We start from the raw sequence: 22,106 nt of genomic DNA, 5'->3' as shown, positions 1-22,106 counted from the left end.
GGCCTTCGCCTTAGCAGCTTACCGATTGCCATGTAACGGCTGCCTGTAAGTGGAAGGGGCAGGCGTGAAACCGGACCGCAGTTCGGCACGCGCCTGTCGCATGATCTGAAAGCCGCCCGACAGACCGAGCACCGCCATCAATGCAGCCACCGCAAGATCGGGCCAGGCGCTGTTCAGACCGAAGACGCCGCCTGCGGCCAGCACCACGGCTATATTGCCGATCGCGTCGTTGCGCGAGCAGATCCAAACTGAGCGCATGTTCGCGTCACCGCTGCGGAAGCGGTACAGCATGACTGCGACCAGCAGGTTTGCAATGAGCGCCGCGACCCCAACGATGCCCATGACCTCGGCATGGGGTACGGTGCCGTGAAGCGCACCCCAGCCGGCCGCGAGTAGGACATAGAGCCCGAGCACAGCAAGCGTCGCTCCCTTCAGCATCGCTGCCCGCGCGCGCCAAGCTATCGCCATCCCGGCGACGCCCAAGCTGATCGCGTAGTTTGCGGCATCACCAAAGAAATCGAGCGCGTCGGCCTGGAGCGCTTTCGACCCGCCCGTGATCCCGGCGACGATCTCGACCGCGAACATACCGCCATTGATGGCGAGCGCGATCCACAGCGCGCGCCGCCATCTCGGGTCGTTGAGGGTGCCCGCCTTGTCGGACGCGCAGCTTGTGCAGGCCATCTTCGCCACCTCGATAGAATCGATCTGGCAGCCTATATGCACCCTCTAGTCGCTAGAGGGTCAAGCACTGTGTCTGAGAAACTGACGATCGGAAAGCTGGCCTCAGCGACGGGCACCAAGGTCGAGACGATCCGCTATTACGAACAGATCGGCTTGCTGCCGGCACCAGCGCGGTCGACCGGCAATTACCGGACCTATGAGGGCGAGCATCTGCGGCGCTTGTCCTTTATCCGCCGGGCGCGCGATCTTGGCTTCTCGATCGATCAGGTACGCGAGTTGATGGGGCTCGCCGATCGTCGGGAACAATCCTGCATGGCCGTGGACGTGATCGCCAACCAGCACCGGGATGCGATTACGCGGAAAATTGCCGATCTGACGGCCCTCGCTGGCGAGCTGGACGCGCTGATCGACTCCTGTAGCCGAAACACCGTGGCCGATTGCAGGATCATCGAAGCCTTGGGCCCAAGTGATCCCTGCTGACCGTTTCACCCTGCACAGCTTTACTGCGCAAGGTGGGAATACCCTTACTGAACGATCCGAATGCGACAGTTTTCGCGTTCAATCAGGGTCCCTTTCAGCCGGACTGGATGGGTCACGGCGCGGGTCTAGAGCCTGAATGAACACAAAGCGCCATATGAGCGGCGGTGGCTCTGTCAAAGCTAATGCACTTCCGGCGCTCGCCGCGGTAGGGGAGGGGCATGCCCCGCCCGCGCAAGCCAGCCTCGCCGTTCCGCTACTTCAACTCGTCGCCTGAGGTGATCCGGTTGGTGGTGCTGATGTACGTGCGCTTCCCGCTGTCGCTGCGGAACGTAGAGGACCTTCTGTTTGAGCGCGGGATCGACCTCTGCCATGAGACGGTCAGGCTGTGGTGGAACAGGTTCGGCCCGCTGTTCGCGGGCGAGGTGCGGCGTCAGCGGGTGAGCCGCATGCGGGGCTTCCGCCACTGGCGCTGGCATCTGGACGAAATGTACGTGAAGCTGAACGGCGAGATGGTCTACTTGTGGCGGGCCGTCGATCACGAGGGTGAGATCCTCGAGAGCTACGTCACCAAGGCCCGTGACAAGAAGGCAGCGCTCGCGTTCATGAAGAGGGCGCTCAAGCGCCACGGCTCGCCCGAGGCGATCACCACCGACGGTCTGCGCTCCTACGGCGCTGCTCTGTCTGAGCTCGGCGCCCGCGAGAAGCAGGAGGTTGGTCGCTGGGCCAATAACCGGGTCGAGAACTCGCACCTGCCGTTCAGGCGACGAGAGCGGGCGATGCTGCGGTTCCGGCAGATGCGCACCTTACAGAAGTTCGCCTCAGTCCACGCCAACGTCCACAACCACTTCAACCACGAACGCCACCTCGTCGATCGCCAGACCTACAAGCAGCGCCGCTCTGCGGCGCTAGCTCAGTGGCAGGCGCTCGCCAGCTGAGTCGGTGCAGACGAAGGGCGAGGTGCATCGTGTAGAGACGAGTTCGCGTTAGACTGACAGCACCCGCCTTAGCCGTCGCCGCGCTCTTGTCCTGCATCGCCGGTATTGCGCCCGGCCAGGTAGCGGCTGCTCCGGAGAAGCCTGCTGACGGGCGCTTTGATGTCGGTAACCGATCAATCCGGCTCTCCTGTAAGGGCACGGGAGCACCGACGGTGGTGATCGATGGCGGAATGGGGACCGCGCCGGTCGAGGACACAGGTTGGCAGGCGATCGCTGCGCAGGTGGGGTCGGTGACTCGCGTCTGCTTGTATGATCGGGCGGGCCTCGGGGCGAGCGATCCGGCCCCGGCTGGTCCACGCTCCAGCTCAGACGCCGCTCACGACCTGCATGCCGCATTGTCAGCAGCAGAGGTGAAGGGCCCGTACCTTCTTGTCGGCCATTCGATCGGCGGGCTCCATGCTCAGGTATTCGCTGCGCAATACCCTGCTGAAACGGCCGGTCTCGTGTTGGTGTCCTCGACGCATCCCGATCAGGTCACGACATGGCTCGCGCTCTTGCCTCCTCCGGCGCCGGGCGAGGAAAAGGCGGTCACGGAGGCTCGTTCGTTCCTCACCAGCATGCAAACGGATCCGAGCAAGAACGAGGAGCGACTGGACATGCGAACGAGCGCCCGCGAGGCGCGCCAGCTGACTTCGCTGGGTAAGAAGCCCGTGATCGTGCTGACCCATAGTCCGCGCTTTCGCATGGTGCCTGGATTGTCGGAGCCGATCGCTGTCCGGTTGGAAGACGCGACCCAGCGCATGCAGCGGCAGTTCCTCGCGCTGTCGACGAACGCGCGCCAGAACGTTGCTGCGCGAGCTGGGCATGGGCTACCGCATGAAGCACCGGCCTTTGTCGTCGATGGCATCCTGGAGGGCGTCGCTGCTGTTCGTGGACATCAGCTTCGAAACTGAAGGCGGCGGTTTCGGGTGGATAACTGCCTGTCCGATATCGGGCGGTCGGCCGGGGAAAACTGCCGTTCGTTCAGAAGGCGGGGAAGGGGCCCGATCGGCGGCCGAGGGTGGAAAACGGCCTGTCCGCTTTCGGTTGGATCTCGGAAAAAGCGGCCGTTTGTTAAGGGTGCTTGAGAGAAGGCGCGAAAGCCCCCGCACGCCCAAAACTGAGCGGACGCTTAGAAGTGAACAGTAGCTCAGACACAGGTCTGTTGGCGTACGAGGCAATTGTAGTGTATGATGTACAAGTCCTGGTTCAATCTTCTCAAAATTCACTCATCTGAATGATAATTAGCGGATGTTTTCTATTATAGAATCATTAAACTTCTTATTCCGTAAGGAGTAATCCGTAGTTGTGTTTATTCGTTCTATCTGGATATAGCAGAAACGGCTAATCTCACTGCGCTGTTTCGCCGCGACGTTGCGGATTAATTAATGAGACCGCTGTGCACTGTGCTGCGTGGCATAATACCAATCGGCAAAATCTTTGGTGGGTCGAAGCGTGCGAGATCGCTTCCCCACTTTTCTCTAGCTATGGCGTGACACTCCATGCTGGGTCTCTTTGTGCAACACGGAGGGAATGAGCGATGCGATACCTCGCGCGAGCTCGCCGAAAAAGTGCATGTCCGATACGCCATCGTTTTCCTGATGTATCGGCAGCTCACCCTCTAACCATCGCGCTCGATTGCGGGGCGCGCGGATCCGTTCCTGATGTATCGATAGTTCGGATTAACTTAGGCGCACTCCGCGGAGCCTCAGCCGCGTGATGGCGTGCGCGCCACCTTAGGGGGGGCGCTGTGCCAGCTACACCCTCAGCCCGCGGAGGCGAGTCGATACTTCGGGAACGAATCGTGCTCGCTCGTTCATGCATCCGCTCGCAGACGTCTTTCAACGCGGCGGCGCACAACGCTGACCGCTGCTTGGTAGGTCATCGGAGTGCACGCCAAACCGACCTTCATTCACATTCGTCAGCGCGAAGCATCCGGCGGATGTCTGGCCTCGCTGTGATTACCAGCGCCACATTCAAGTGAGCTTATCCGAGTTTACAGGATTACACTAACTCGCCATAACATCGCTATGGATCCGCGTCGCAATCCCTTCGCTCCTGGTGCCGGCACACCCCCGCCCGAGCTCGCCGGGCGCGAGCCGCTGCTCGAGCGCACCCTCGTCGCGCTCGATCGCATCCGCGCCGGGCGGCCGGCGCGCTCGACAATCTTCTACGGGCTGCGCGGTGTCGGCAAGACGGTGCTGCTCGGCGCGGTGCGCGACGAGGTCGAGGCCGAGCGCATACTAGCGGTGACGATCGAGGCGCCCGAGCAGCGCTCGCTCCCCGCGCTGCTGGCGCCATCCCTGCGCGCCGGGCTGCTGCGGCTCGATCGCGGTGCTCGGGCCGGGGAGGGGGTGCGCCGCGCGCTGCGCGCGCTCGCCGGCTTCGCCAAGCTCAAGGTGAAGTACAGCGACTTCGAGGTCGCGCTCGATCTCGAGCCCGAGCCCGGCCTGGCCGATTCGGGCGACCTCGACCTCGACCTCGCCGACCTGATGGTGGCGGTGGGCGAGGCCGCGCGCGAGCGCGACAGCGCGCTGGTGCTGATCGTCGACGAGCTGCAATATGTCGCCGAGGACCAGCTCGCCGCGCTGATCAGCGCGCTCCACCGCGCCAACCAGAAGCGCCTGCCGGTGACGCTGGTAGGGGCGGGGCTGCCGCAGCTGCTCGGCCAGATGGGGCGCGCCAAATCCTATGCCGAGCGATTGTTCGAGTTCGTCGCGCTCGGTCCGCTCGACGCCACGGCCGCGGCCGACGCGATCCGGCTGCCGATCGAGCGCGAGGACGAGACGATCCAGCCCGAGGCGGTCGCCGCGATCGTCGCCGACACGCAGGGCTACCCCTATTTCCTGCAGGAATGGGGCAAGCACAGCTGGGACGCGGCCGACGGGTCGCCGATCACCGCGGCCGACGTCGCCGCGGCGCGCGCGGCGGCGCTGGCGGAGCTCGACGCCAGCTTCTTCCGCGTCCGCTTCGACCGGCTCACCCCGGCGGAGAAGCGCTATCTGCGCGCCATGGCGACGCGGGGGCCGGGGCCGCACCGCTCCGGCGACGTGGCGGAGGCGCTGGGGGTCAAGGTCTCCTCGGTGGCGCCGACGCGCAACAGCCTGATCGCCAAGGGCATGCTCTACAGCCCCGCGCATGGCGACACCGCCTTCACGGTGCCGCTGTTCGATCAGTTCATGCGCCGCGTGATGCCGGGGGAGGGGAGCTAGGGTCTGTATTCGATCGCAGCAAGGTTCCACCCGCCGCGAAGCGGTCACCCGCGCAAGGTCGAAAACAGACCCTAGCCCACGGCGGATCGTCCCGCCTGCGGGGTCGCGCGCGGCAGCGGCGGCGGTGCGTCGTGCCCGGCGGCCTCGGTCAGCCGCAGCGGGCTCGCCGCCTCGAACCGCGCGACCACGCCCTGCGTCACCGCGTCGAGCGCGGCGTCGGAGAAGAAGCCGCCCGGCACCAGGCAGCGATCGATCAGCACGCGGCGGAAGGCGGCGAACACCGCCGGATCGGGCGCGACGGGATCGCGCCAGAAGGCGTCCAACCCGCGCTGATCGGTGATCCCGGCGATGTCATAGACGGCCTGGCCGAGCGCGATCACCGGCACCCCGGCGGCGAGCGCGAGCGTGCCGCTGGTGCTGTTGATCGTCACCATGCCGCGCGCGGCATGCGCGACCGGCACGATGTCGCCGCTCTCCATATAGTCGATCCGGTCGGCCACGCCGTGGCGCGCCGCGAGCGCCGCCGCCTCGCCGCACCAGTCGCGCACGCCATTGTCGAGCGGATGCTCCTTGATCACGAGGCGCAGCTCGGGCGGCGCGTGGCGCGCGAATGACTCGATCACCACCCGCAGCGCGTCCGAGATGCCGGCGAAATCCGAGTGGAGCCGGATCTGCGCGTCGGAATCGAGCTGGAGCGGGAACAGGACATAGGGCGCGCCGCGGCCGAGCAGCCGCTCGACCAGCAGGCGCGACCGCTCCGCCGCCTGGCGGCGCCGGCGCAGCCGCCGGATCCAGCCCGCCGCCTCGACCAGCGGGTGCCACGGGCGATGGTTCTGCCAATGCGGATAATACCAGCGCGTGAACACGTCCGCGCTGTTGTACACCACCGCCTCGGCGGCGCGGCGCCGGAAGGAGGAGGGCACCTGGCGGTGCTCGGGCGCGGGCGGCAGGCGCGCCGCCTCGGCGAGGTACCAGGCCGGATCGCGCGGCAGGCTGGAATGGCCGTTCACCCCACCCGGCTCGAACGTCACCCAATCGGGGCGGATATAGCCCTCCTCGAAGACGTGGACGGGGACGTGCAGCGCGCGGCAGGTCGTGATCGCGGCGATGTGGAGCGGGCGGCAGTCGCCGAACAGGATCACGTCGGTGATGCCGCGCTCGCGGATCAGCGCGGCGAGCGCGTCGGGCCAGTCCGCCGGCGCGCCGCGGTAGTCGATCCCACCGGGGAGTCGCCAGAACAGCCGATCGCCGCCGTTGAAATGGACCTTGTGGACGCCATAGCCGCGTCGCCGCAGTGCCTGGCCGACGCGGCGGAACAGCGGCCCCATCAGACCCTGAAGCAGCAGGATCTCACGCTGCTGCGGCAGCGGTGTCGCGCCCGGCGCCGCGATCTTCGGCAGCGCGTCCGGGATGAGCGGCAGGTCAGTCATCGCGCCGCGATACAGCGGTTCGCGCGCCGAGGCGACATGACAATCACGTCTCGTCGACCTATAGCGCCGCCCGGTCGCGTGCCGCCGGGCCGCCGCCTCATCCTCGAGCGAGTGCGCGGCTGTAGCGTGACGATCCCCGTCCTGTCCTATCTCCTGCTGCTGGTCGCCGCGCTCGCGCTCGATGCGACGGTGCGGCCGCGCGCGCGGCGGCTGCGGCGCAGCGGGCGGGGGAGCGCGGTGCTGTTGGTGGTGATGACGATCGTCTTCGGGCTCGGTCTCGCCGTGACGGGCACCGCGCCGGCTGCCGCGCTGCTCGCGGCGGCGCTGCTCGCGGCGCTCGCGATCGCGTCCAACGCCAAGCGCGCGGTGCTGGGCGAGCCCTTGCTCTTCTCCGACCTCGCGTTGATCGGCGCGATGGTGCGCCATCCCGGCTTCTACCTGACCGCGCTGTCGCCGGCGCAGCGCGCGCTCGGCGTGCTGGGCGCGCTGGCGCTGCCCGCGGCGCTGGCCTGGCTGTTCGTGCCGCGCGTGGCGCCGCACCTCGCCGGTGCGGCGATCGCAGCGGTCGCGCTGGCGCTGCTGGGGGGGCTGCTGCGCCGACCGTCGCTCGCCGCGCTGGCGCGCGTGCCCGATGCCGAGGCCGATCTCGCGCGCCACGGGCTGGTGGCGACGCTGCTGCTCTACTGGCGGCGCTGGCGCGCGCAGCCCGACCCGCCTCCGCTGCCGCCCGAGCGCAAGGCCGGACCCGACCCCGGCCCCGCGCCCGGCCCCGCGCCCGGCCCCGAGCTGGTGATCGTCGTCCAGTGCGAGTCCTTCGCGGACCCGGTCGTGCTCGCGGGCGCCGCGCCGCTGCCCGGGCTGTCGCGCGCGCGCGCCGCGGCGTGGCGATGGGGCGAGCTCCACGTCAGCGGCTTCGGCGCCTATACGATGCGGACCGAATATGGCGTGCTGTTCGGGCGCGACGAGGCCGCGCTGGGCTTCCGCCGCTACGATCCCTTCCTCACCGCGAACGGCGAGGCGAGCTACGCGCTGTCGGCGCGGCTGCGCGGGCGCGGCTATCGCACCCTGTTCGTCCACCCGCACGACCTGCGCTTCTACGGGCGCGACCGGCTGATGCCCGCGGTCGGCTTCGAGCGGCTGGTGGGCGAGGAGGCGTTCGCCGCGGCGGCGCCGGGCACCGGCCGCTACGTCGAGGACCGGACGCTCGGCGCGGCGCTGGGCGCGCTCGCCGACGCCGCGACCGCGCCCACCTTCGTCTACGCGGTGACGATGGAGAATCACGGGCCGTGGGGGAAGGAGCGGATCGCGGGCTCGCCCGGCGGGCTCGACGCCTATCTGCGCCACCTGCGCGGCAGCGACGCGATGCTGGGCGAGCTGATCGATCATCTCGAGCGCGCCGGTCGCCGCGCGCTGCTGGTGTTCTTCGGCGACCACCGCCCCAGCATCCCCGGCGCGATCGCGCCCGGCCCCGAACGCCACACGCCCTATGTGATCCTTCGCCTCGGTGATCGGCCGGGTGAGGCAGGCGAGGCCGGCCGACGCGTCGATCTCACCCCGGCGGAGCTGCATCACGCCATCCTGGCGGCGGTCGCTGCGCCCTAGCGAGGAGGCACGTCGGTCGGGTCAGGCGCCAGCGCGCGCAGCAGGCGGTCCCTCGCGCCCCGCGGGAGAAGGCGATCCACCCAGCGCAGCAGCGCGAAGAACCACGGCAGCGTCAGCCGCGCCTGCCCGCGCTCGCTGGCGCGCGCGATCCGCGCCGCGACCCAATCGGGGCGCCGCGTCAGCCATGCGGGCGCGGGGACGAGCCGGCCGCCGGGTGTGTCGAACGGGCCCGGCTCGACCAGCAGCACGCGCACCCCGTGCGGCGCGACCGCGACCCGCAGCGCATCGGCGAGCCGCGCCAGCCCCGCCTTCGAGCCCGCATAGGCGGCGGCGAAGGGCAGCGAGTGCGCCGCCGCGGCCGAGCCGATCAGCACGATGTCGCCGCGCCTGCGCGCGGCCATGCGCTCGGCCAGGTCGGCCGCCATCGCGCCGGGCGTGACGAAATTGACCAGGCCGAGCCGCACCACCGCCGCGGCCTCCTCCACCGTGCGGCCGCGGCCGCGGACGTCGCCGAGCCCCGCCGCCAGGATCGCCAGGTCGATCGCGCCCGCGGCCTCGTCCGCGGCGAGCGCGGCGAGCGCGGCGGCACTGTCGGCGAGGTCGAGCGAGCGGACCTGCGCGGTTGCGCCGGCGCGACGACAGTCCGCGGCGACCGCCGCGAGCCGCGCCGGATCGCGCGCCCACAGCAGCAGCGCGCGGCCGGGCGCGGCATAATGACGCGCCAGCGCCGCACCCAGCCCGCTCGACGCGCCGGTGACGAGGATGCGGCGAGGTCGCTCTGCCGCTTGATCGGGATCATTCATCATGCTGGTAAGCTGTGGTATTACTGCACCGGTTCGGCGGTTCTCGCTGCACCGCAACTTGACAGACCAGACGCTTATCTGTCCATGGCCGGGCCATGGATGTGAGCCGAGCCAGCCGCAAACCCTCGCGGCGCGTCAGCGCCGGCGTCGGCCACCCGCGTCTGCGGCTGTTCCGGTTCGGCTGGATGGAGCGGCTGACGGTGATGCCGCCGCAACTGTTCGTCGCGCTCTGGGCGGTGCTGCTGACGATCGTGTTCTGCGCCAGCCTCGGGCGGGTCGGTGCGGCGGCGTGGATCGGGCTCGTGCTGGCCGGGCTGCTCACCTGGTCGCTGTTCGAATATGTCATGCACCGCTATCTGTTCCACCTGGCGCTGCCGACCCAATGGGGGCGCCGGTTCGTCTTCCTGATGCACGGCAACCACCACGACGATCCGAACGATCCGTGGCGCAGCATCATGCCGCCGATCGTCAGCGTGACCTGGTCGGGCGCGATCTGGGCCGCGATGGCGTGGGCGCTGGGCGGGGCCGGCACGGTGCTCTTCCTCGGCTTCATCCTGGGCTATGTCGTCTATGATGCGGTGCACTTCGCCTGCCACCGGCTGCCGGTGCGCGGGCGGCTGATGCGCATGCTGCGGCGCCACCACCTGCGCCACCACCACGGCCGGGAAGAGGGCAATTACGCCATCACCGCGATGTTCTGGGACCATGTCTTCGGCACCCATCTTTCCGCCAAGAAGGCGGCGGGATCGGCGCCGCGCGCCGACGCCTAGCGCCAGCGCCGCGCGATGCGGCCCTGCCAGCGACGGATCCGGCTGACGCGGTCGAGCCGGTTGACCGCTCCCCCCGCCGCCATGCGCGCCACCAGCGTCTCGGGCGGGCAGGGCAAAGCGGTGACGGGATCGAGGTAGCGCGGGTAGAGGATCAGCACGCCCGCCACCAATTCGTCGAGCGTCAGCGCGCGGCCGCGCCGATCGGGCACCGGGGCGAGGTCGCGCGTCATCCCCCAGCCGGCGTAGAAGGGCGTGCCGTGGCAGGTCACGTCGCGCCCGCGCAGCAGCGCCTCGAAGCCGGTCAGCGAGGTGAGCACGTGGACGCCGTCGACCCGGTCGAGCAGGTCGGCCATCGCGCCGCCGCGCACCACCCGGTCGGCCAGCGCCAGCGCGTCGGCGTCGCGCACCGCGCCACGGCGGTGCCCGGCATCGACGTCGGGATGCGGGCGGAACCAGATCTCGGCCTCGGGCTCGAGCGCGCGGGCGCGGCGCAGTAGCTCGAGGTTGCTCGCCAAGCCGTGGCCGCCGAGCCGTACCGACATATCGTCCTCGACCTGGCCGGGGACCAGCACCAGCCGGCGACCGGTCGCGCGCGGCGGGAAGGTCTGTGCCGCGGCGCCGCCATATTTGCTGATCCGGCCTTCGATCACGGTCGCGCGCAGCCGCGCCGCGCGCGCCAGCAGCGCGGGCGCGAACGTCGCGGTGGCGAGCAGCTGCTCGAGGTCGCTGGCGTGCGCCGGGTCGTAGTGGATGCCGCGCGCGTCGACCGTGATCGAGGACGGCGGCACCATGTCGCTGCCGAGTCCGACCGAGCGGACGAACCCGTCCTCGACGCGCACCAGCGGCACCCCCGCCGCCGCGGCGTCCCGCGCCATCGCCGCCGAGACGCGTGACGGCCACACCGCGATCGCGCCGCCGACCCGCGCGGCGTGCGCGATCGCGCCACGCTCCGAGCGGTAGAAGCGCAACGACCGCCCCGGCGACCACAGGACGCGCCGGATCTCGCGCCGCTTCCACCAGGCGATGCCGCAGGCGGCGACGATCGCGCGATTGGCCGCGGCGATGTCTCGCCACAGCCCGAGCAGCGCCACCGTCGCGTCGAGATCGCTCGCCGCGCCGGTGAAGGGATCGCGATAGCGCCGCGCGAGCAGCGCCGCGGCGACCTTCTCGGGCGTGTCGTAGCGCCCCGGCGCGGTCAGCTCGACCCGCGCGCCTGCGATCTGCGCGAGCGCGATCCACTCGTCGTCGCCGCAGCCGCGTACCGTCACTCCCGGCGCGAGCACCGACCACGGGTCGACCGGCTCGCCGAGCGGTGCGGCGGCGCGGTCGACCCACTGCGTGATTGCCCCCACCGGCGCCCAAAAGCTGCCGCCGACCCGCGCGGCGCGCAGCGCGGCGAACAGGCGCTCCACCGTCGCCGGCGCGACGGGGCGGGGCGGCGCCGGACCCGGCTCGGAGAGGAGCACGCGCGCGCCGGGGAAGGGCGGGGCGCGCAGCAGCGGCAGCGCGGCCGCGGGGTCGGACATCGTCTCAGCCGCGCGCCGCGGGCGCATCGGGCGTCTTCGACCCGACGTCGGCCCAGGGCTGGCCGAGCAGCCCGGCGAGCCGGTCGCGCGCCGCCCAGGCGAGCGTGGCGCGGCGTTCGGCGATGCTGGGCAGGCTCATCGCGTCGAGCCCGGCCCAGGGCAGGAAGGGGTTGCGCCGCCCGTAGCTCCAGATCTCGATCCGCGTCGCCGGGCGCAGCGACGGGCCGCGCGCGTGAAAGCCCGACGTATCCGCCACCACCAGCGTGTTCGCCGGCACCGCGAACGCGCGCGGCGCGGGCAGGCCGAGTGCGGCGAGCTCCTCCGCGGCGACGCGCAGCGACCCGCGCGACGACAGCCGGTCGAGCCCGCGCGCGGCGCGGACGCTGCGCTCCTTCTCCCAGGCGATCCGCGCGGGGGTCATGCGGTGCGAGCCGGGGACGTAGACGAACGGGCCTTCGTCCGCCGCGACGTCGGTGAGGAAGAACCACGCCTTGACGGTGGCGTGGAAGGTGTCGGCGTGGAGCGCGGTCTGCGGGTCGGGCGGGCCGTCGCTCACGTGCGACAGGATCGTCTGGATATAGCCGATCGGCTCGCTGTCGAAGCTGCCGGCGTAGCGCATCAGCCCGCGCCAGGTCGCGCCGCGCACCAGCGCCGCGACCGCGGGCATCGCTGCCAGCGCAGCGGGGTCAAGCGCGATGCGGCGCGTGATCGTGTCGCCCTGCACCATCTCGCGCGCGGGCGCGGCGCGGCCGAGCGCCTGCTGCCGCAGCGCGGCGAACTCGGCCGGCGGCAGGAAGTCGCGCCGCAGCACGAAGCCGTCGCGATCGAAGGCGGCGCGGTCGGCGGGGTCGACGAGCGCCGCCAGCCGGCGCCGTCGCGCCGTCGCCAGCCGTGCCGCGGTGCGCACGCGCGCGGCGTGCAGCCCCCAGCGGTTGAGCCGCGGCGAGCCGATCACGGGATTGTCGCAGAACGCCTTGGCGCCGGTCGCGAGCTGGGCGACCCACCAGGGATAGAGGAGCAGCCGCGCCGGGTTCATCGCCGCGTCTCTCTCCGATACGGCGGACGCGCGCAACCGCTCACGGCCGCTTGTCCCAGGCGAGCCGCGCCATGCCTGCGGGCGTGGCGCGGAGCAGGCCGAAGGCGCCGGTGCGCAGCTTGAGCGACGCCAGCCCCAGCGTCAGCGCCGGCTCGGCCAGGAGCGCGAAGCGCGCCGCGCCGTTGCTGGTGACCAGCAGCGTCTCGCCCTTCGCGCGCGCGTAGAGCTCGCGCCAGGCGGCGACCCGCGCCGCTGGATCGACCTGCCAGCCGGGCGGTGGCTCGCCGCGCGCGTCCCACGCCGCCAGCGCCGCGGCACCGACGCGCGCGATCACCTCGGGCTCGGCGCGGTCCTCGTCGGGGCCGTGGTCGATCTCGGCGAGGAAGTCGGCGGGCTCGAGCGCGGGGGCGTCGGGCAATGCGCTGCGGATCGCCTCGGCGGTGTCGCGCGCGCGGCGGAGCGGCGCCGCCAGGATCCGGTCGAAGTGCCAGCCGCGCCGCGCGAACGCCGCGCCGAGCGTGGCCGCCTGCGCGCGCCCCGATTCGACCAGCGGCAGGTCGGTGCGCGCGCCGATGCGGCGCGGCGGCGCGCCGGGCGCGAACGTGTCGCCGTGGCGGACGATGACGAAGGTCGCGCTCATGCCGGATGAGGATCGCCGTGGCGGCGGATCAGTTCCTCCGCCAGCGCGACATCGGCCGCCGTGTCGATCCCCGACATGCTGTGCGCCGGCGGGTCGGCCACGATCGTGTGCACGGTCATACCCAGTTCGAGGAAGCGCAGCTGCTCCAGCCCCTCGAGCCGCTCGTAGCAGCCGGGCGCCGCCGCCTCGAACCGCGCCAGGGCGGCGAGGCGATAGGCGTAGAGGCCGAGATGGCGGTACACCGGCGACAGCGGGCCGGCCGCGCGCAGCTCCGCCTCGTCGCGGATCGCGGGCAGGATCGCCTTGGAGAACCACAGAGCATCGCCGTCGTCGCCGCGCACGCAGGTGGTGCCGCTGAACGGCGAGTCGCGCTTGTGCGCGCGCAGCCGGTCGAGCGCGGCCCAGTCGAGCCGCACCACCGGGGTGACGCAGGCGGCGGTGCTGCGCCGCGCCGCGGCGAGCAGCGCCGCCACCAGCGCGGGCGGCACGAAGGGCGCGTCACCCTGCAGGTTGACGACGATCCCCGGCGGCGCGGCACGCTGACACGCCGCGGCATAAGCGCGGCCCGAACCCGACTCGATCGCCGCCGCGGTCATCGCCACCTCGTGTCCCAGCGCGCGCGCGTGATCGGCGACGGGCTCGTCGTCGGTCGCCACCACCATGTCGCACGCGCCCGCCAGCGCCGCGGCCGCGGCCGCGACCTGCGCGACGCGCTCGAGCAGGGTGCGACCGGCGATCGTGCGCAGCGGCTTGCCGGGCAGCCGCGTCGAGCCATAGCGCGCCGGGACGACGATGAGGTCGCGCACGGGCGGGGTCGGGGACTGGTCGGGGGGCGGGCTCAGGCGACGCCCGCGCGCAGCAGGTCGTGCATGTGCAGCGCGCCGATCGGCCGGCGGCCAGCACAGACGAACAGGACGGTGACCGCCTCGGCGTTCATCAGCCGCAGCGCGTCGATCGACAGCGTGTCGGCCTCGACCGCAAGCGGGTTGGGGGTCATGTGCGCCTCGATCGGCTCGTGCAGGTGCTGGGCGGCGAAGCTGCGGCGCAGGTCGCCGTCGGTGAAGACGCCGACGAGCTGCCCCGCCGCGTCGACCACCGCGGTGGCGCCGTAGCGCTTGTGGCTCATCTCGATCGTCGCCTCCATCAGCGAGGCGCCGACCCGCACCACCGGCATGTCCTCGGCCTTGCCCATCAGCTGCGCCACCGTGGTGAGCCGCGCGCCGAGCCGCCCGCCGGGGTGGAAGGTGAGGAAATCGGAGGTCGAGAAGCCGCGCTGCTCGACCAAAGCGATCGCCAGCGCGTCGCCCAGCACCGCCTGGAGCGTGGTCGAGGAGGTGGGGGCGAGCCGGTTGGGGCAGGCCTCGTCGACGTGCGGGAGCGGCAGGCAGACCGTCGCGGCGCGCCCCGCGGTGCTGTCCACCCGCGCGGTGGCGACGATCAGCGTCACCGCGAAGCGGTGGCAATAAGCGATCAGGTCGCCCAGCTCGGTGGTCTCGCCCGACCAGGTGATCGCCAGCACCACCTCGTCGCCGGTGATCATGCCGAGATCGCCGTGGCTCGCCTCGCCGGGGTGGAGGAACAGCGAGGGCGTGCCGGTGGAGGTCATCGTCGCCGCGATCTTGCGGCCGATGATCCCGCTCTTGCCCATGCCGGTCACGATCAGCCGCCCCTTGGTGGCGGCGATCGCGGCGACGGTGCGCGCGAACGCCTCGCGCATCGGCGCGGTCAGCAGCGTGTCGGCGAGGACCTCGAGCGCGGCGCGCTCGACGCGGATGGTGTTGAGCGCCGATCGCACCGCCGCCTCGGCCTGGCTCGTCTCGTTGATACGCACACCCGTCACCTCGTCGGGCGGGTAGCCAATCCGCCGCAGGGGAGCTACCCGGCCGGGACCGGGCGCCGAAGCGCGCGCCTATAACCCATGTCTAGCGCCGCGCCAATTCGCGGTTGCAGCAGAAACGACGGGAATGGATCCGATGCAACTGTTCGGCCACGCGATAGGTCCCGAGCACCCGTTGTTCCTGATCGCCGGGCCGTGCGCGATCGAGAGCGAGGCGCTGGCGCTCTCCACCGCGGCGACGCTGCGCGACATCACCGCGCGGCTGGGTCTCCCGTTCGTCTACAAGAGTTCGTTCGACAAGGCGAACCGCAGCTCGGGCCGGACCTTCCGCGGCCCCGGCATGGAGGAGGGGCTGCGCATCCTCGCCAAGGTGCGCGACGAGATCGGCGTGCCGGTGCTGACCGACGTCCATACCGAGGAGCAGGTCGCGCCCGTGGCCGCCGCGGTCGACATGCTGCAGACCCCCGCCTTCCTGGCGCGGCAGACCGACTTCATCGCCGCGGTCGCGGCGAGCGGGCGGCCGGTCAACATCAAGAAGGCGCAGTTCATGGCGCCGGGCGACATGGTCAACGTCGTCGCCAAGGCGCGCGCGGCGGCGACCGCAGCGGGGCACGGCGCCGACAATTTCACCGTCTGCGAGCGCGGCGCCTCGTTCGGCTACAACAACCTCGTCTCCGACATGCGCGGGCTGGCGATCATGCGCGAGACCGGCTGCCCGGTGGTGTTCGACGCGACCCACTCGGTCCAGCTGCCCGGCGGCCACGGCGACCGCTCGGGCGGGCAGCGCGAGTTCGTGCCGGTGCTGGCGCGCGCCGCGGTCGGCGCGGGGGTGGCGGGCCTCTTCATCGAGACCCACCCCGATCCCGATCGCGCGCTGTCGGACGGCGCCAATTCCTGGCCGCTCGACCAGCTCGAGCCGCTGCTGCGCCAGCTGATCGCGATCGACGCGGTGGTGAAGCGGCTCTAGCCGCGCGCGGCGATGACGGCGCGCTCGACGCGCGCGGGCAAAGCGGCGAGCCACGGCGCGACTGCGGCGAAATGCGTGCCCCAGTCGGGCGCGCGATAATCGCGCAGGGCGGCGCGCTGGCGCTCGCGCGCCGCCGACTCGCCCGCGAAGTCGAGCACCGCGCGCTCCCACGCTACCGCGTCGAGCGGCGACAGATAGGTCGGGATCGTCCCCGCGATCTCGCGGAACACCGCCAGGTCGGAGGCGATCACCGGCACGCCGAGCCGCATCGCCTCCACCACGGGCATGCCATAGCCCTCGGCGAAGGAGGGCATGAGCAGCGCGCGCGCGCCGCTCAGCAGCGCCGCCAGCGCCTCGTCGTCGCAGCGGCCGCGCTCCTCGACCAGCGGCGCCAGCGCGGCGCAGCGGTCGAGCAGCGCCATCGCGTCCGCTGCCTCCCAGCCGCGCTGGCCGACCAGCACGAGGCGCGGTGCGGTCGCGCCCAGCCGCTGCGCCAGCGCGCGCCACAGCTGGAGCAGCAGCAGGTGGTTCTTGCGGCCCTCGATCGTGCCGACCGCCACGAAATACGGCCGCTCCGCGATGACGGGGGCGGCGGCATGCGGCAGCGCATCGGCCGCCAGCCACGCCGCGACCGCGGGCGGGCGCGGCAGGCCGCGCGCCGCGCCAAAGGCGTCGAGCGCGTCGAGCGTGGCCTGCGAGTTGCCGATGATGCCGCTCGCGCTCGCCAGCGCGTGGCGCATCCGCCGTTCGTGCCGCGCCGCCTCGCCGGGGCGGCAATATTCCGGCGTCTCGAGCGGGATCAGATCGTGGATGAAGTGGACCGCGCGCAGCTCGTGGCGCGCGATCCAGTCGACCAGCCCGGGATCGTCGAGACCGGTATGGCCGACGTTGAGATAGAGCGCGCCGCGGCGCGGCGCGCGGACGGCACGCGGCAGCGCGCGCGCCAGCAGCGCGGCGAGGCGCGGCCGCCGGTCGGCGGCGTCGCTCGCCAGCAGCGCGGCGAGCCGCGCGGTGTCGTCCGGCGGCAGCACGAAGCGGCGTCCCTTCCACTGGATCACGCCGTGCGCGCGGCCGGCGTAGCGGTCGAGATAGGCGTGGCAGACGCGGTCGATCCCGGTCGGCAGCCGCCCGGCCCAGCCGCGCCAGACCAGGCGCCCGACGTCGAGCAGGAGGGGATCGGCGGGGGTCACGCCCGCGGCTATAGGCGGCGTCGCCGCCGCGGTCACCCGGGCGCGCGTGCGGCGGCTTCTGGCTTTCGTGTCATGACCTGATAAAGGCGCACGCCACGCTATCGTGGGAGTAACTATGTCGAAGACCGCCATCGTCACCGGGATCAGCGGTCAGGACGGCGCCTATTTGGCGGAGAATCTGCTCGGCCGCGGCTATACCGTCTACGGCACCTATCGCCGCACCAGCTCGGTCAATTTCTGGCGGATCGACGAGCTCGGCATCTCGAACCACCCCGCGCTCAAGCTGGTCGAATATGATCTCACCGACATGGGCTCGGCGATCCGGCTGATCGAGACCTCGGAGGCGACCGAGATCTACAATCTCGCGGCGCAGAGCTTCGTCGGCGTGTCGTTCGACCAGCCGATCACCACCGGCCAGATCACCGGCCTGGGCGCGGCCTATCTCCTGGAGGCGATCCGCACCGTCAACCGGGACATCCGCTTCTACCAGGCATCGACGTCGGAGATGTTCGGCAAGGTGCAGGAGATACCGCAGACCGACCGCACCCCCTTCTACCCGCGCAGCCCCTACGGCGTGGCCAAGCTCTATGCCCATTGGCTAACCGTCAACTATCGCGAGAGCTTCGGCATTTTCGGCACCAGCGGGATCCTGTTCAACCACGAGTCGCCGCTGCGCGGCCGCGAGTTCGTCACGCGCAAGATCACCGACACGGTCGCCAAGATCGCGCACGGCAAGGCCGAGCTGCTCGAGCTCGGCAACCTGGATGCGCAGCGCGACTGGGGCTATGCCAAGGACTATGTCGAAGGCATGCGGCTGATGCTGCAGCACGACACGCCCGACACGTTCGTGCTCGCCACCCACCGGGCCGAGACGGTGCGGCATTTCGTCGAGCTCGCCTTTGCCCAGGTCGGCATCGCGCTCGACTGGTCGGGCAAGGAGGACAAGGAGACCGGCGTCGACCGCGCCACCGGCCGGCTGCTGGTACGCGTCAACCCGCAATTCTACCGCCCCGCCGAGGTCGACCTGCTGATCGGCGATCCCGCCAAGGCCAAGGCCGAGCTCGGCTGGGAGCCGGAGGTGCAGCTGGAGGAGCTCGCGCGGCTGATGGTGGAGGCCGACATGCGGCGCAACGCCGCCGGCTGGTCGTTCTGATGCGGGTCGCGCTGACCGGCGCGCACGGCTTCACCGGGCGCTTCGTGTCCGCGGCGCTCGAACAGGCGGGCGCGACGCCGGTCGCGCTCCAGGTCGATCTGCGCGACGAAGCGGCGGTCGACGCGGCGGTCGGCGCGACCACGTTCGACCGGCTGATCCATCTCGCCGGCCACGCCTTCGTCGGCGCGACCGACTGGCGCGCCTTCTACGCGGTCAACCAGCTCGGCACGTTCAACCTGCTCGACGCGGTGGCGCGTCACCGGCCGGGTGCGCGCTGCGTGCTGGCGTCGAGCGCGCAGGTCTATGGCCAGGGTGCGGAAGGGCTCATCCGCGAGGACGCGCCGACCCGACCGGCCAATCATTATGCGGTCAGCAAGCGCGCGATGGAGCTGGGCGCGGAGCTGTGGCGGCAGCGGCTCGAGCTCGTCGTAACGCGCCCGTTCAACTACACCGGCGTGGGGCAACCCGATCAGTATCTGATCCCCAAGATCGTCGCGCATTATCGCCGCGCGGCCGGGACGATCGAGCTGGGCAACACCTGGGTGCGGCGCGACTTCGGCGACGTCCGCTCGGTCGCCGAGGCCTATGCCGGGCTGGCGCTGGCGGCGACGGTGCCGCCCGTGGTCAACATCGCCACCAGCACCGTCTCCTCGATCGACGACATCGTGGCCGAGCTCGGCGCGATCAGCGGCCATCGCCTCGACGTCACGGTCAACCCGGACTTCGTCCGCACCGACGATGTCGCGGTGCTCGGCGGCGACGCGACCCTGCTGCGCGCCACGCTGCCGTCATGGCGACCGCGCGCGCTGGCGGACACGCTGCGATGGATGTACGGGGCCGATGAGACGACCTGACGGTAACGGCGTGGATCGCGGCTGAGAGATGATTTCGTTCGAGAACGTGTCGAAGAGCTATCACATCCGGAAATTCCGGAAGGATGTGCTGAGCGACCTCAGCTTCGAGATTCCGACCGGCTGCAGCCTCGGCATCTGCGGCGCCAACGGCGCGGGCAAGTCGACGCTGATGCGGCTGATCTCGGGCGTCGAGGCGCCCAGCCTCGGCCGGATCACGCGCACGGTCTCCTGCTCCTGGCCGATCGGCTATTCGAGCTGCTTCCAGTCGACCCTGACCGGGGCCGACAATGCGCGCTTCATCGCCCGGATCTACGGCAAGGACATCCAGGCGCTGCTCGACTACGTCCAGGATTTCGCGCAGCTCGGCGCCTATTTCTTTCAGCCGATCTACAGCTATTCCGCGGGCATGCTGGCGCGCCTCGCGTTCGGCATCTCGCTGGCGATCGATTTCGACTGCTATCTCGTCGACGAGGTCACCGCCGCGGGTGACGACCGCTTCCGCCAGCGCTGCGAGGACGCGCTGCACCACCGCCGCTCGGCCGGCACGCTGCTGATGATCAGCCACGATCCCAACACGCTGCGGGCCTATTGCGAGCGCGGCGCGGTGCTGCACGAGGGCCGCCTGACCTTCTACGACACGATCGACGAGGCGATCGACGTGCACCTGCGGCACCAGGCGGTGCACTGATCGCTTCGGCTCACGGCCGGTCGAACGCGGTGCGCGCTGCCGCGGCCATCTCGTCGGCGAAGACCATCGTGCGGGCGAAGTCGGCGCCGCGTTGCGCGATCGCCTCGCACTCCTCCTCATGGTCGAGGCACCAGCCGACCTTGCCCGCCACGTCCGAGAGATCCTGCGCGACCGGCACGTAATGGACCCAGGGCAGCAGCCGCGGGCCGAACCACTGCTGCCACTCGCTGTCGACGCGCAGCACGCAGCAGCCGAGGCGCAGCTTGGCCATGAAGTTCCAGCTGTTCGAATTGCCGTCCATGTCGAGGATGTAGCGATAGCGCGTCATCTCCGTCATCGGCACGAACGGCTTGAGCAGCTCCTCGCGGCGCAGCCGGTCGGCGATGAGCTGCTCGTGCTCGGCGTCGAACGCCTGCACCACGGCGCTGAGGCCGACGTCGGCGATGGAGCCGAGCAGGGTCGCGATGCGGCAGAGGCGGTAGCGCGGCAGCCGGTCGAGATCGTCGAGCTTCTGGTAGAACAGCCCGGTGGTCGAGCCGCGCCAGACGACGGTGCTGCGGCGCTCCGCCCAGGGGGTCTGCTCCGGGGCGAACCCCTCATAGCCGCCGGCGTGATAATAATAGATGTCCGGGATCAGCGCGACGCTGTCCCACCCGCGCTTGGCTTCCCACGAGACGCTCGGCAGCTCGGCGGGCACGTCCTCCGACTGGAAGATCAGCTGCACCGCGGCGTCGCGATCGGCGCCGGCGGCGCGGATGCGATCCTGGAGATGGCGCAGATAGTCGATCGTCGCCAGCGGGCGCTCGTGCGGCACGCCGTCGTGGATCCCCGTCGTGGCGAAGCGCAGCCCGCCGGGAGCGAGCGTGCCGGACACGGCGATCGTCAGGAACGGGTTGCACTGCGGCCCGACGATCTCGCGGAACGCATCGAGCGGCAGCACCGTAACGTCTTCACGCATAACGAGTCATTTCCATCACGGCGCCGCGGCGGGCGGGGGCGGGGCCGGTGCTGGCCCGGGGTGGTTGAGGATGCAATAGCGGCGTGCCGTCGCCCCGGCAGGGATCGTCGCGGGCGCGAGGAAGCCGCGCGAGGCGGGCGAGACGTTCGCCGCGGCGGGCGCGGTGCGCTGCGGCCCGCACGCGCTCGGCCAGGTGCCGGACGCGGCGGCGAGATCATTGTCGGCGATCGTCATCGCGCCGGTCAGTGAGTCGACGTTGAGCGCCAGCATCGCGCCGCGGACGCGGTTGCGCGTCACCGTCCCGCCGAACGCCGGCGCCGCGTACCAGGGCGCGGACCCGATCATCAGACCGAACCCGCAACGCCGCCGCGCGCCGCAATCGATCCGATTGCCGGCGGTGCGGGTGCCGGTGAAATCGCCGCTGGTCGCGTTCGGCCACGCCTGCAGCATCAGCTCCGCGAAGGATCCGCCCGCCGCGGTGCCGCCATGGTCGAAGCGATTGTTCGTGATCGTGCAGCCGACGCAGCCGCCGAGGATCAGCTGGACGTCGGTATTGTCGCGGAAGCGGTTGCCGGTCACCTGGAAGCCGGTCACGTCATGGATCGTCAGCCCGTCGGCCCAGCGCAGCTCGGCGGTATGCGTGCCGTTCGCGGTGAAGTCATTGTCGCGGATCACCGCCCCGGCGCCGCGGCCATATTCGAGCGCGCTGTAGCAGGCCATGTCGCGGAACACCGAGCGCGTGATCGTGATCGCATTGCCGTTGACGCGGAGGCCGCCGCCCATCGGCCGCTCCGTGTCCGACGCGCAGCGCCGCGCCGACAGGGCGGGGTCGGACCGTCGCGTGCCGACGAACACCAGCCGGTCAATCCGCGCCCGGTCGCTCGCCACCTCGAACGGCATCACCGCCCCCGCGGACGGTGGCGCGGCCGCGATCGCTAGGTGGAGCAGCGCGCAGCGTCGCCCGTCGGTCGAACACGCCGGTGCGTCGGGCGTGCTGCCGCGCGTCGTCAGCGTGAGCGGATGATCCAGCCGCACCGGCGTGGCGAGGCGATAGCGACCGGGCGCGAGCTCGATCCGCCCACCCGCGGGGGTCGCGTCGAGGCAGGCCTGGAGCGCCGCGCCGGCGTCTGTCGTGCGGTTCGCCGCCAGCGTCAGCGCGCGGCACGGCGCCGCGACCGCCGCGAGCGTCCGATCCGCGCCCAGCGTCGCCGCGACGACGCCCAGCAGCACCGCCAGCGCCGCCAGGAGAAGTGCCCGATACCGGCCGATCCCCCCGGACCCGCCCGACTTGCGGGACGATCTAGG

At 71.1% G+C, this 22,106-nt stretch carries 21 protein-coding genes; 10 read left to right on the top strand and 11 right to left on the bottom strand.

Annotated elements, in window-relative coordinates; genetic code table 11:
- Nucleotides 1-18: 18 nt before the first annotated feature.
- Nucleotides 19-681, bottom strand: a complete 663-nt coding sequence (locus tag QBJ89_RS10825) for a cation transporter (RefSeq protein ID WP_277980578.1) — start codon at nucleotides 679-681, stop codon at nucleotides 19-21.
- A 69-nt stretch (nucleotides 682-750) separates the two neighbouring features.
- Between QBJ89_RS10825 and QBJ89_RS10820 the strand changes: the two genes are divergently transcribed.
- The 4 genes from QBJ89_RS10820 to QBJ89_RS10805 all read left to right on the top strand — a co-directional run bounded on the left by QBJ89_RS10820 (nucleotide 751) and on the right by QBJ89_RS10805 (nucleotide 5,347).
- Complete coding sequence (locus QBJ89_RS10820) at nucleotides 751-1,161, top strand: MerR family transcriptional regulator (protein WP_277980524.1); 411 nt, start codon at nucleotides 751-753, stop codon at nucleotides 1,159-1,161.
- A gap of 218 nt (nucleotides 1,162-1,379) precedes the next feature.
- A complete protein-coding gene (locus tag QBJ89_RS10815; protein WP_277980523.1) occupies nucleotides 1,380-2,096 on the top strand; it encodes an IS6 family transposase in 717 nt (238 codons plus the stop codon).
- A 212-nt stretch (nucleotides 2,097-2,308) separates the two neighbouring features.
- Nucleotides 2,309-3,049, top strand: a complete 741-nt coding sequence (locus tag QBJ89_RS10810) for an alpha/beta fold hydrolase (protein WP_277980522.1) — start codon at nucleotides 2,309-2,311, stop codon at nucleotides 3,047-3,049.
- Between the two features lie 1,116 nt (nucleotides 3,050-4,165).
- The gene (locus tag QBJ89_RS10805; RefSeq protein WP_277980521.1) at nucleotides 4,166-5,347 is read left to right on the top strand and encodes an AAA family ATPase; all 1,182 of its coding nucleotides are present in this window, start codon (nucleotides 4,166-4,168) and stop codon (nucleotides 5,345-5,347) included.
- A 71-nt stretch (nucleotides 5,348-5,418) separates the two neighbouring features.
- Here the strand turns inward: QBJ89_RS10805 and QBJ89_RS10800 are convergent, their stop codons facing one another.
- Nucleotides 5,419-6,777 (bottom strand): capsule biosynthesis protein, encoded by a 1,359-nt coding sequence (locus tag QBJ89_RS10800; protein ID WP_277980520.1) that lies wholly within the window; start codon nucleotides 6,775-6,777, stop codon nucleotides 5,419-5,421.
- 126 nt (nucleotides 6,778-6,903) lie between these two features.
- Here QBJ89_RS10800 and QBJ89_RS10795 point away from each other — a divergent pair, with 126 nt between their 5' ends.
- Nucleotides 6,904-8,379 carry an LTA synthase family protein gene (locus QBJ89_RS10795; RefSeq protein ID WP_277980519.1) on the top strand — a complete coding sequence of 492 codons (1,476 nt, stop codon included), beginning with the start codon at nucleotides 6,904-6,906 and terminating at the stop codon, nucleotides 8,377-8,379.
- On the opposite strand, the gene QBJ89_RS10790 is transcribed toward QBJ89_RS10795, so the two are convergent.
- A complete protein-coding gene (locus QBJ89_RS10790; protein ID WP_277980518.1) occupies nucleotides 8,376-9,185 on the bottom strand; it encodes an SDR family NAD(P)-dependent oxidoreductase in 810 nt (269 codons plus the stop codon). The genes QBJ89_RS10795 and QBJ89_RS10790 overlap by 4 nt on opposite strands.
- A gap of 92 nt (nucleotides 9,186-9,277) precedes the next feature.
- On the opposite strand from QBJ89_RS10790, the gene QBJ89_RS10785 reads away from it, so the two are divergent.
- Nucleotides 9,278-9,952, top strand: a complete 675-nt coding sequence (locus QBJ89_RS10785) for a sterol desaturase family protein (protein WP_277980517.1) — start codon at nucleotides 9,278-9,280, stop codon at nucleotides 9,950-9,952.
- Here QBJ89_RS10785 and QBJ89_RS10780 read toward each other — a convergent pair.
- The 5 genes from QBJ89_RS10780 to QBJ89_RS10760 are packed head-to-tail and all read right to left on the bottom strand — an operon-like array spanning nucleotide 9,949 to nucleotide 14,985.
- A complete protein-coding gene (locus tag QBJ89_RS10780; RefSeq protein ID WP_277980516.1) occupies nucleotides 9,949-11,478 on the bottom strand; it encodes a beta-3-deoxy-D-manno-oct-2-ulosonic acid transferase in 1,530 nt (509 codons plus the stop codon). The genes QBJ89_RS10785 and QBJ89_RS10780 overlap by 4 nt on opposite strands.
- A gap of 4 nt (nucleotides 11,479-11,482) precedes the next feature.
- Complete coding sequence (locus tag QBJ89_RS10775) at nucleotides 11,483-12,514, bottom strand: phytanoyl-CoA dioxygenase family protein (protein WP_277980515.1); 1,032 nt, start codon at nucleotides 12,512-12,514, stop codon at nucleotides 11,483-11,485.
- Between the two features lie 40 nt (nucleotides 12,515-12,554).
- A complete protein-coding gene (locus QBJ89_RS10770; RefSeq protein WP_277980514.1) occupies nucleotides 12,555-13,154 on the bottom strand; it encodes a histidine phosphatase family protein in 600 nt (199 codons plus the stop codon).
- The gene (gene kdsB / locus QBJ89_RS10765; protein ID WP_277980513.1) at nucleotides 13,151-13,960 is read right to left on the bottom strand and encodes a 3-deoxy-manno-octulosonate cytidylyltransferase; all 810 of its coding nucleotides are present in this window, start codon (nucleotides 13,958-13,960) and stop codon (nucleotides 13,151-13,153) included. The genes QBJ89_RS10770 and kdsB overlap by 4 nt, the downstream gene beginning before the upstream one ends.
- Nucleotides 13,961-13,992: 32 nt before the next feature.
- The gene (locus QBJ89_RS10760) at nucleotides 13,993-14,985 is read right to left on the bottom strand and encodes a KpsF/GutQ family sugar-phosphate isomerase (RefSeq protein ID WP_277980512.1); all 993 of its coding nucleotides are present in this window, start codon (nucleotides 14,983-14,985) and stop codon (nucleotides 13,993-13,995) included.
- Nucleotides 14,986-15,127: 142 nt separating this feature from the next.
- Here QBJ89_RS10760 and kdsA point away from each other — a divergent pair, with 142 nt between their 5' ends.
- A complete protein-coding gene (kdsA, locus tag QBJ89_RS10755; protein WP_277980577.1) occupies nucleotides 15,128-15,958 on the top strand; it encodes a 3-deoxy-8-phosphooctulonate synthase in 831 nt (276 codons plus the stop codon).
- Here the strand turns inward: kdsA and QBJ89_RS10750 are convergent.
- A complete protein-coding gene (locus tag QBJ89_RS10750) occupies nucleotides 15,955-17,184 on the bottom strand; it encodes a glycosyltransferase family 4 protein (RefSeq protein WP_277980511.1) in 1,230 nt (409 codons plus the stop codon). The two genes, kdsA and QBJ89_RS10750, sit on opposite strands and share 4 nt — an antisense overlap.
- A gap of 79 nt (nucleotides 17,185-17,263) precedes the next feature.
- Between QBJ89_RS10750 and gmd the strand changes: the two genes are divergently transcribed.
- The 3 genes from gmd to QBJ89_RS10735 are packed head-to-tail and all read left to right on the top strand — an operon-like array spanning nucleotide 17,264 to nucleotide 19,843.
- Nucleotides 17,264-18,301: a GDP-mannose 4,6-dehydratase gene (gene gmd, locus QBJ89_RS10745; RefSeq protein ID WP_277980510.1), complete on the top strand. Its 1,038-nt coding sequence runs from the start codon at nucleotides 17,264-17,266 to the stop codon at nucleotides 18,299-18,301.
- Entirely contained in the window at nucleotides 18,301-19,155 is an 855-nt protein-coding gene (locus QBJ89_RS10740) for a GDP-mannose 4,6-dehydratase (RefSeq protein WP_277980509.1), read from the top strand. Before gmd ends, QBJ89_RS10740 begins: the two co-directional genes overlap by 1 nt.
- 28 nt (nucleotides 19,156-19,183) lie before the next feature.
- Nucleotides 19,184-19,843 carry an ABC transporter ATP-binding protein gene (locus QBJ89_RS10735; protein WP_277980508.1) on the top strand — a complete coding sequence of 220 codons (660 nt, stop codon included), beginning with the start codon at nucleotides 19,184-19,186 and terminating at the stop codon, nucleotides 19,841-19,843.
- Between the two features lie 10 nt (nucleotides 19,844-19,853).
- Here QBJ89_RS10735 and QBJ89_RS10730 read toward each other — a convergent pair whose 3' ends face one another.
- Together QBJ89_RS10730 and QBJ89_RS10725 are read right to left on the bottom strand one after the other, a co-directional pair.
- Nucleotides 19,854-20,801, bottom strand: coding sequence for a glycosyl transferase family 90 (locus tag QBJ89_RS10730; protein WP_277980507.1), 948 nt, complete (start codon nucleotides 20,799-20,801; stop codon nucleotides 19,854-19,856).
- 15 nt (nucleotides 20,802-20,816) lie between these two features.
- Nucleotides 20,817-22,031, bottom strand: coding sequence for a right-handed parallel beta-helix repeat-containing protein (locus QBJ89_RS10725; RefSeq protein WP_277980506.1), 1,215 nt, complete (start codon nucleotides 22,029-22,031; stop codon nucleotides 20,817-20,819).
- Nucleotides 22,032-22,106 lie beyond the last annotated feature (75 nt).

The organism is Sphingomonas phyllosphaerae (assembly GCF_029623345.1).
Lineage (GTDB): Bacteria > Pseudomonadota > Alphaproteobacteria > Sphingomonadales > Sphingomonadaceae > Sphingomonas > Sphingomonas phyllosphaerae_C.
The sequence above is the reverse complement of the archived record's forward strand: the minus strand, read 5'-3'. Positions and strand labels throughout refer to the sequence as shown.

Coding starts and splice junctions, on each gene's coding strand:
- QBJ89_RS10825 (WP_277980578.1), bottom strand. CDS start 681: ATGGCCTGCACAAGCTGCGCGTCCGACAAGGCGGGCACCCTCAACGAC.
- QBJ89_RS10815 (WP_277980523.1), top strand. CDS start 1,380: ATGCCCCGCCCGCGCAAGCCAGCCTCGCCGTTCCGCTACTTCAACTCG.
- QBJ89_RS10805 (WP_277980521.1), top strand. CDS start 4,166: ATGGATCCGCGTCGCAATCCCTTCGCTCCTGGTGCCGGCACACCCCCG.
- QBJ89_RS10800 (WP_277980520.1), bottom strand. CDS start 6,777: ATGACTGACCTGCCGCTCATCCCGGACGCGCTGCCGAAGATCGCGGCG.
- QBJ89_RS10790 (WP_277980518.1), bottom strand. CDS start 9,185: ATGATGAATGATCCCGATCAAGCGGCAGAGCGACCTCGCCGCATCCTC.
- QBJ89_RS10785 (WP_277980517.1), top strand. CDS start 9,278: ATGGATGTGAGCCGAGCCAGCCGCAAACCCTCGCGGCGCGTCAGCGCC.
- QBJ89_RS10780 (WP_277980516.1), bottom strand. CDS start 11,478: ATGTCCGACCCCGCGGCCGCGCTGCCGCTGCTGCGCGCCCCGCCCTTC.
- QBJ89_RS10775 (WP_277980515.1), bottom strand. CDS start 12,514: ATGAACCCGGCGCGGCTGCTCCTCTATCCCTGGTGGGTCGCCCAGCTC.
- QBJ89_RS10770 (WP_277980514.1), bottom strand. CDS start 13,154: ATGAGCGCGACCTTCGTCATCGTCCGCCACGGCGACACGTTCGCGCCC.
- kdsA (WP_277980577.1), top strand. CDS start 15,128: ATGCAACTGTTCGGCCACGCGATAGGTCCCGAGCACCCGTTGTTCCTG.
- gmd (WP_277980510.1), top strand. CDS start 17,264: ATGTCGAAGACCGCCATCGTCACCGGGATCAGCGGTCAGGACGGCGCC.
- QBJ89_RS10740 (WP_277980509.1), top strand. CDS start 18,301: ATGCGGGTCGCGCTGACCGGCGCGCACGGCTTCACCGGGCGCTTCGTG.
- QBJ89_RS10735 (WP_277980508.1), top strand. CDS start 19,184: ATGATTTCGTTCGAGAACGTGTCGAAGAGCTATCACATCCGGAAATTC.
- QBJ89_RS10730 (WP_277980507.1), bottom strand. CDS start 20,801: ATGCGTGAAGACGTTACGGTGCTGCCGCTCGATGCGTTCCGCGAGATC.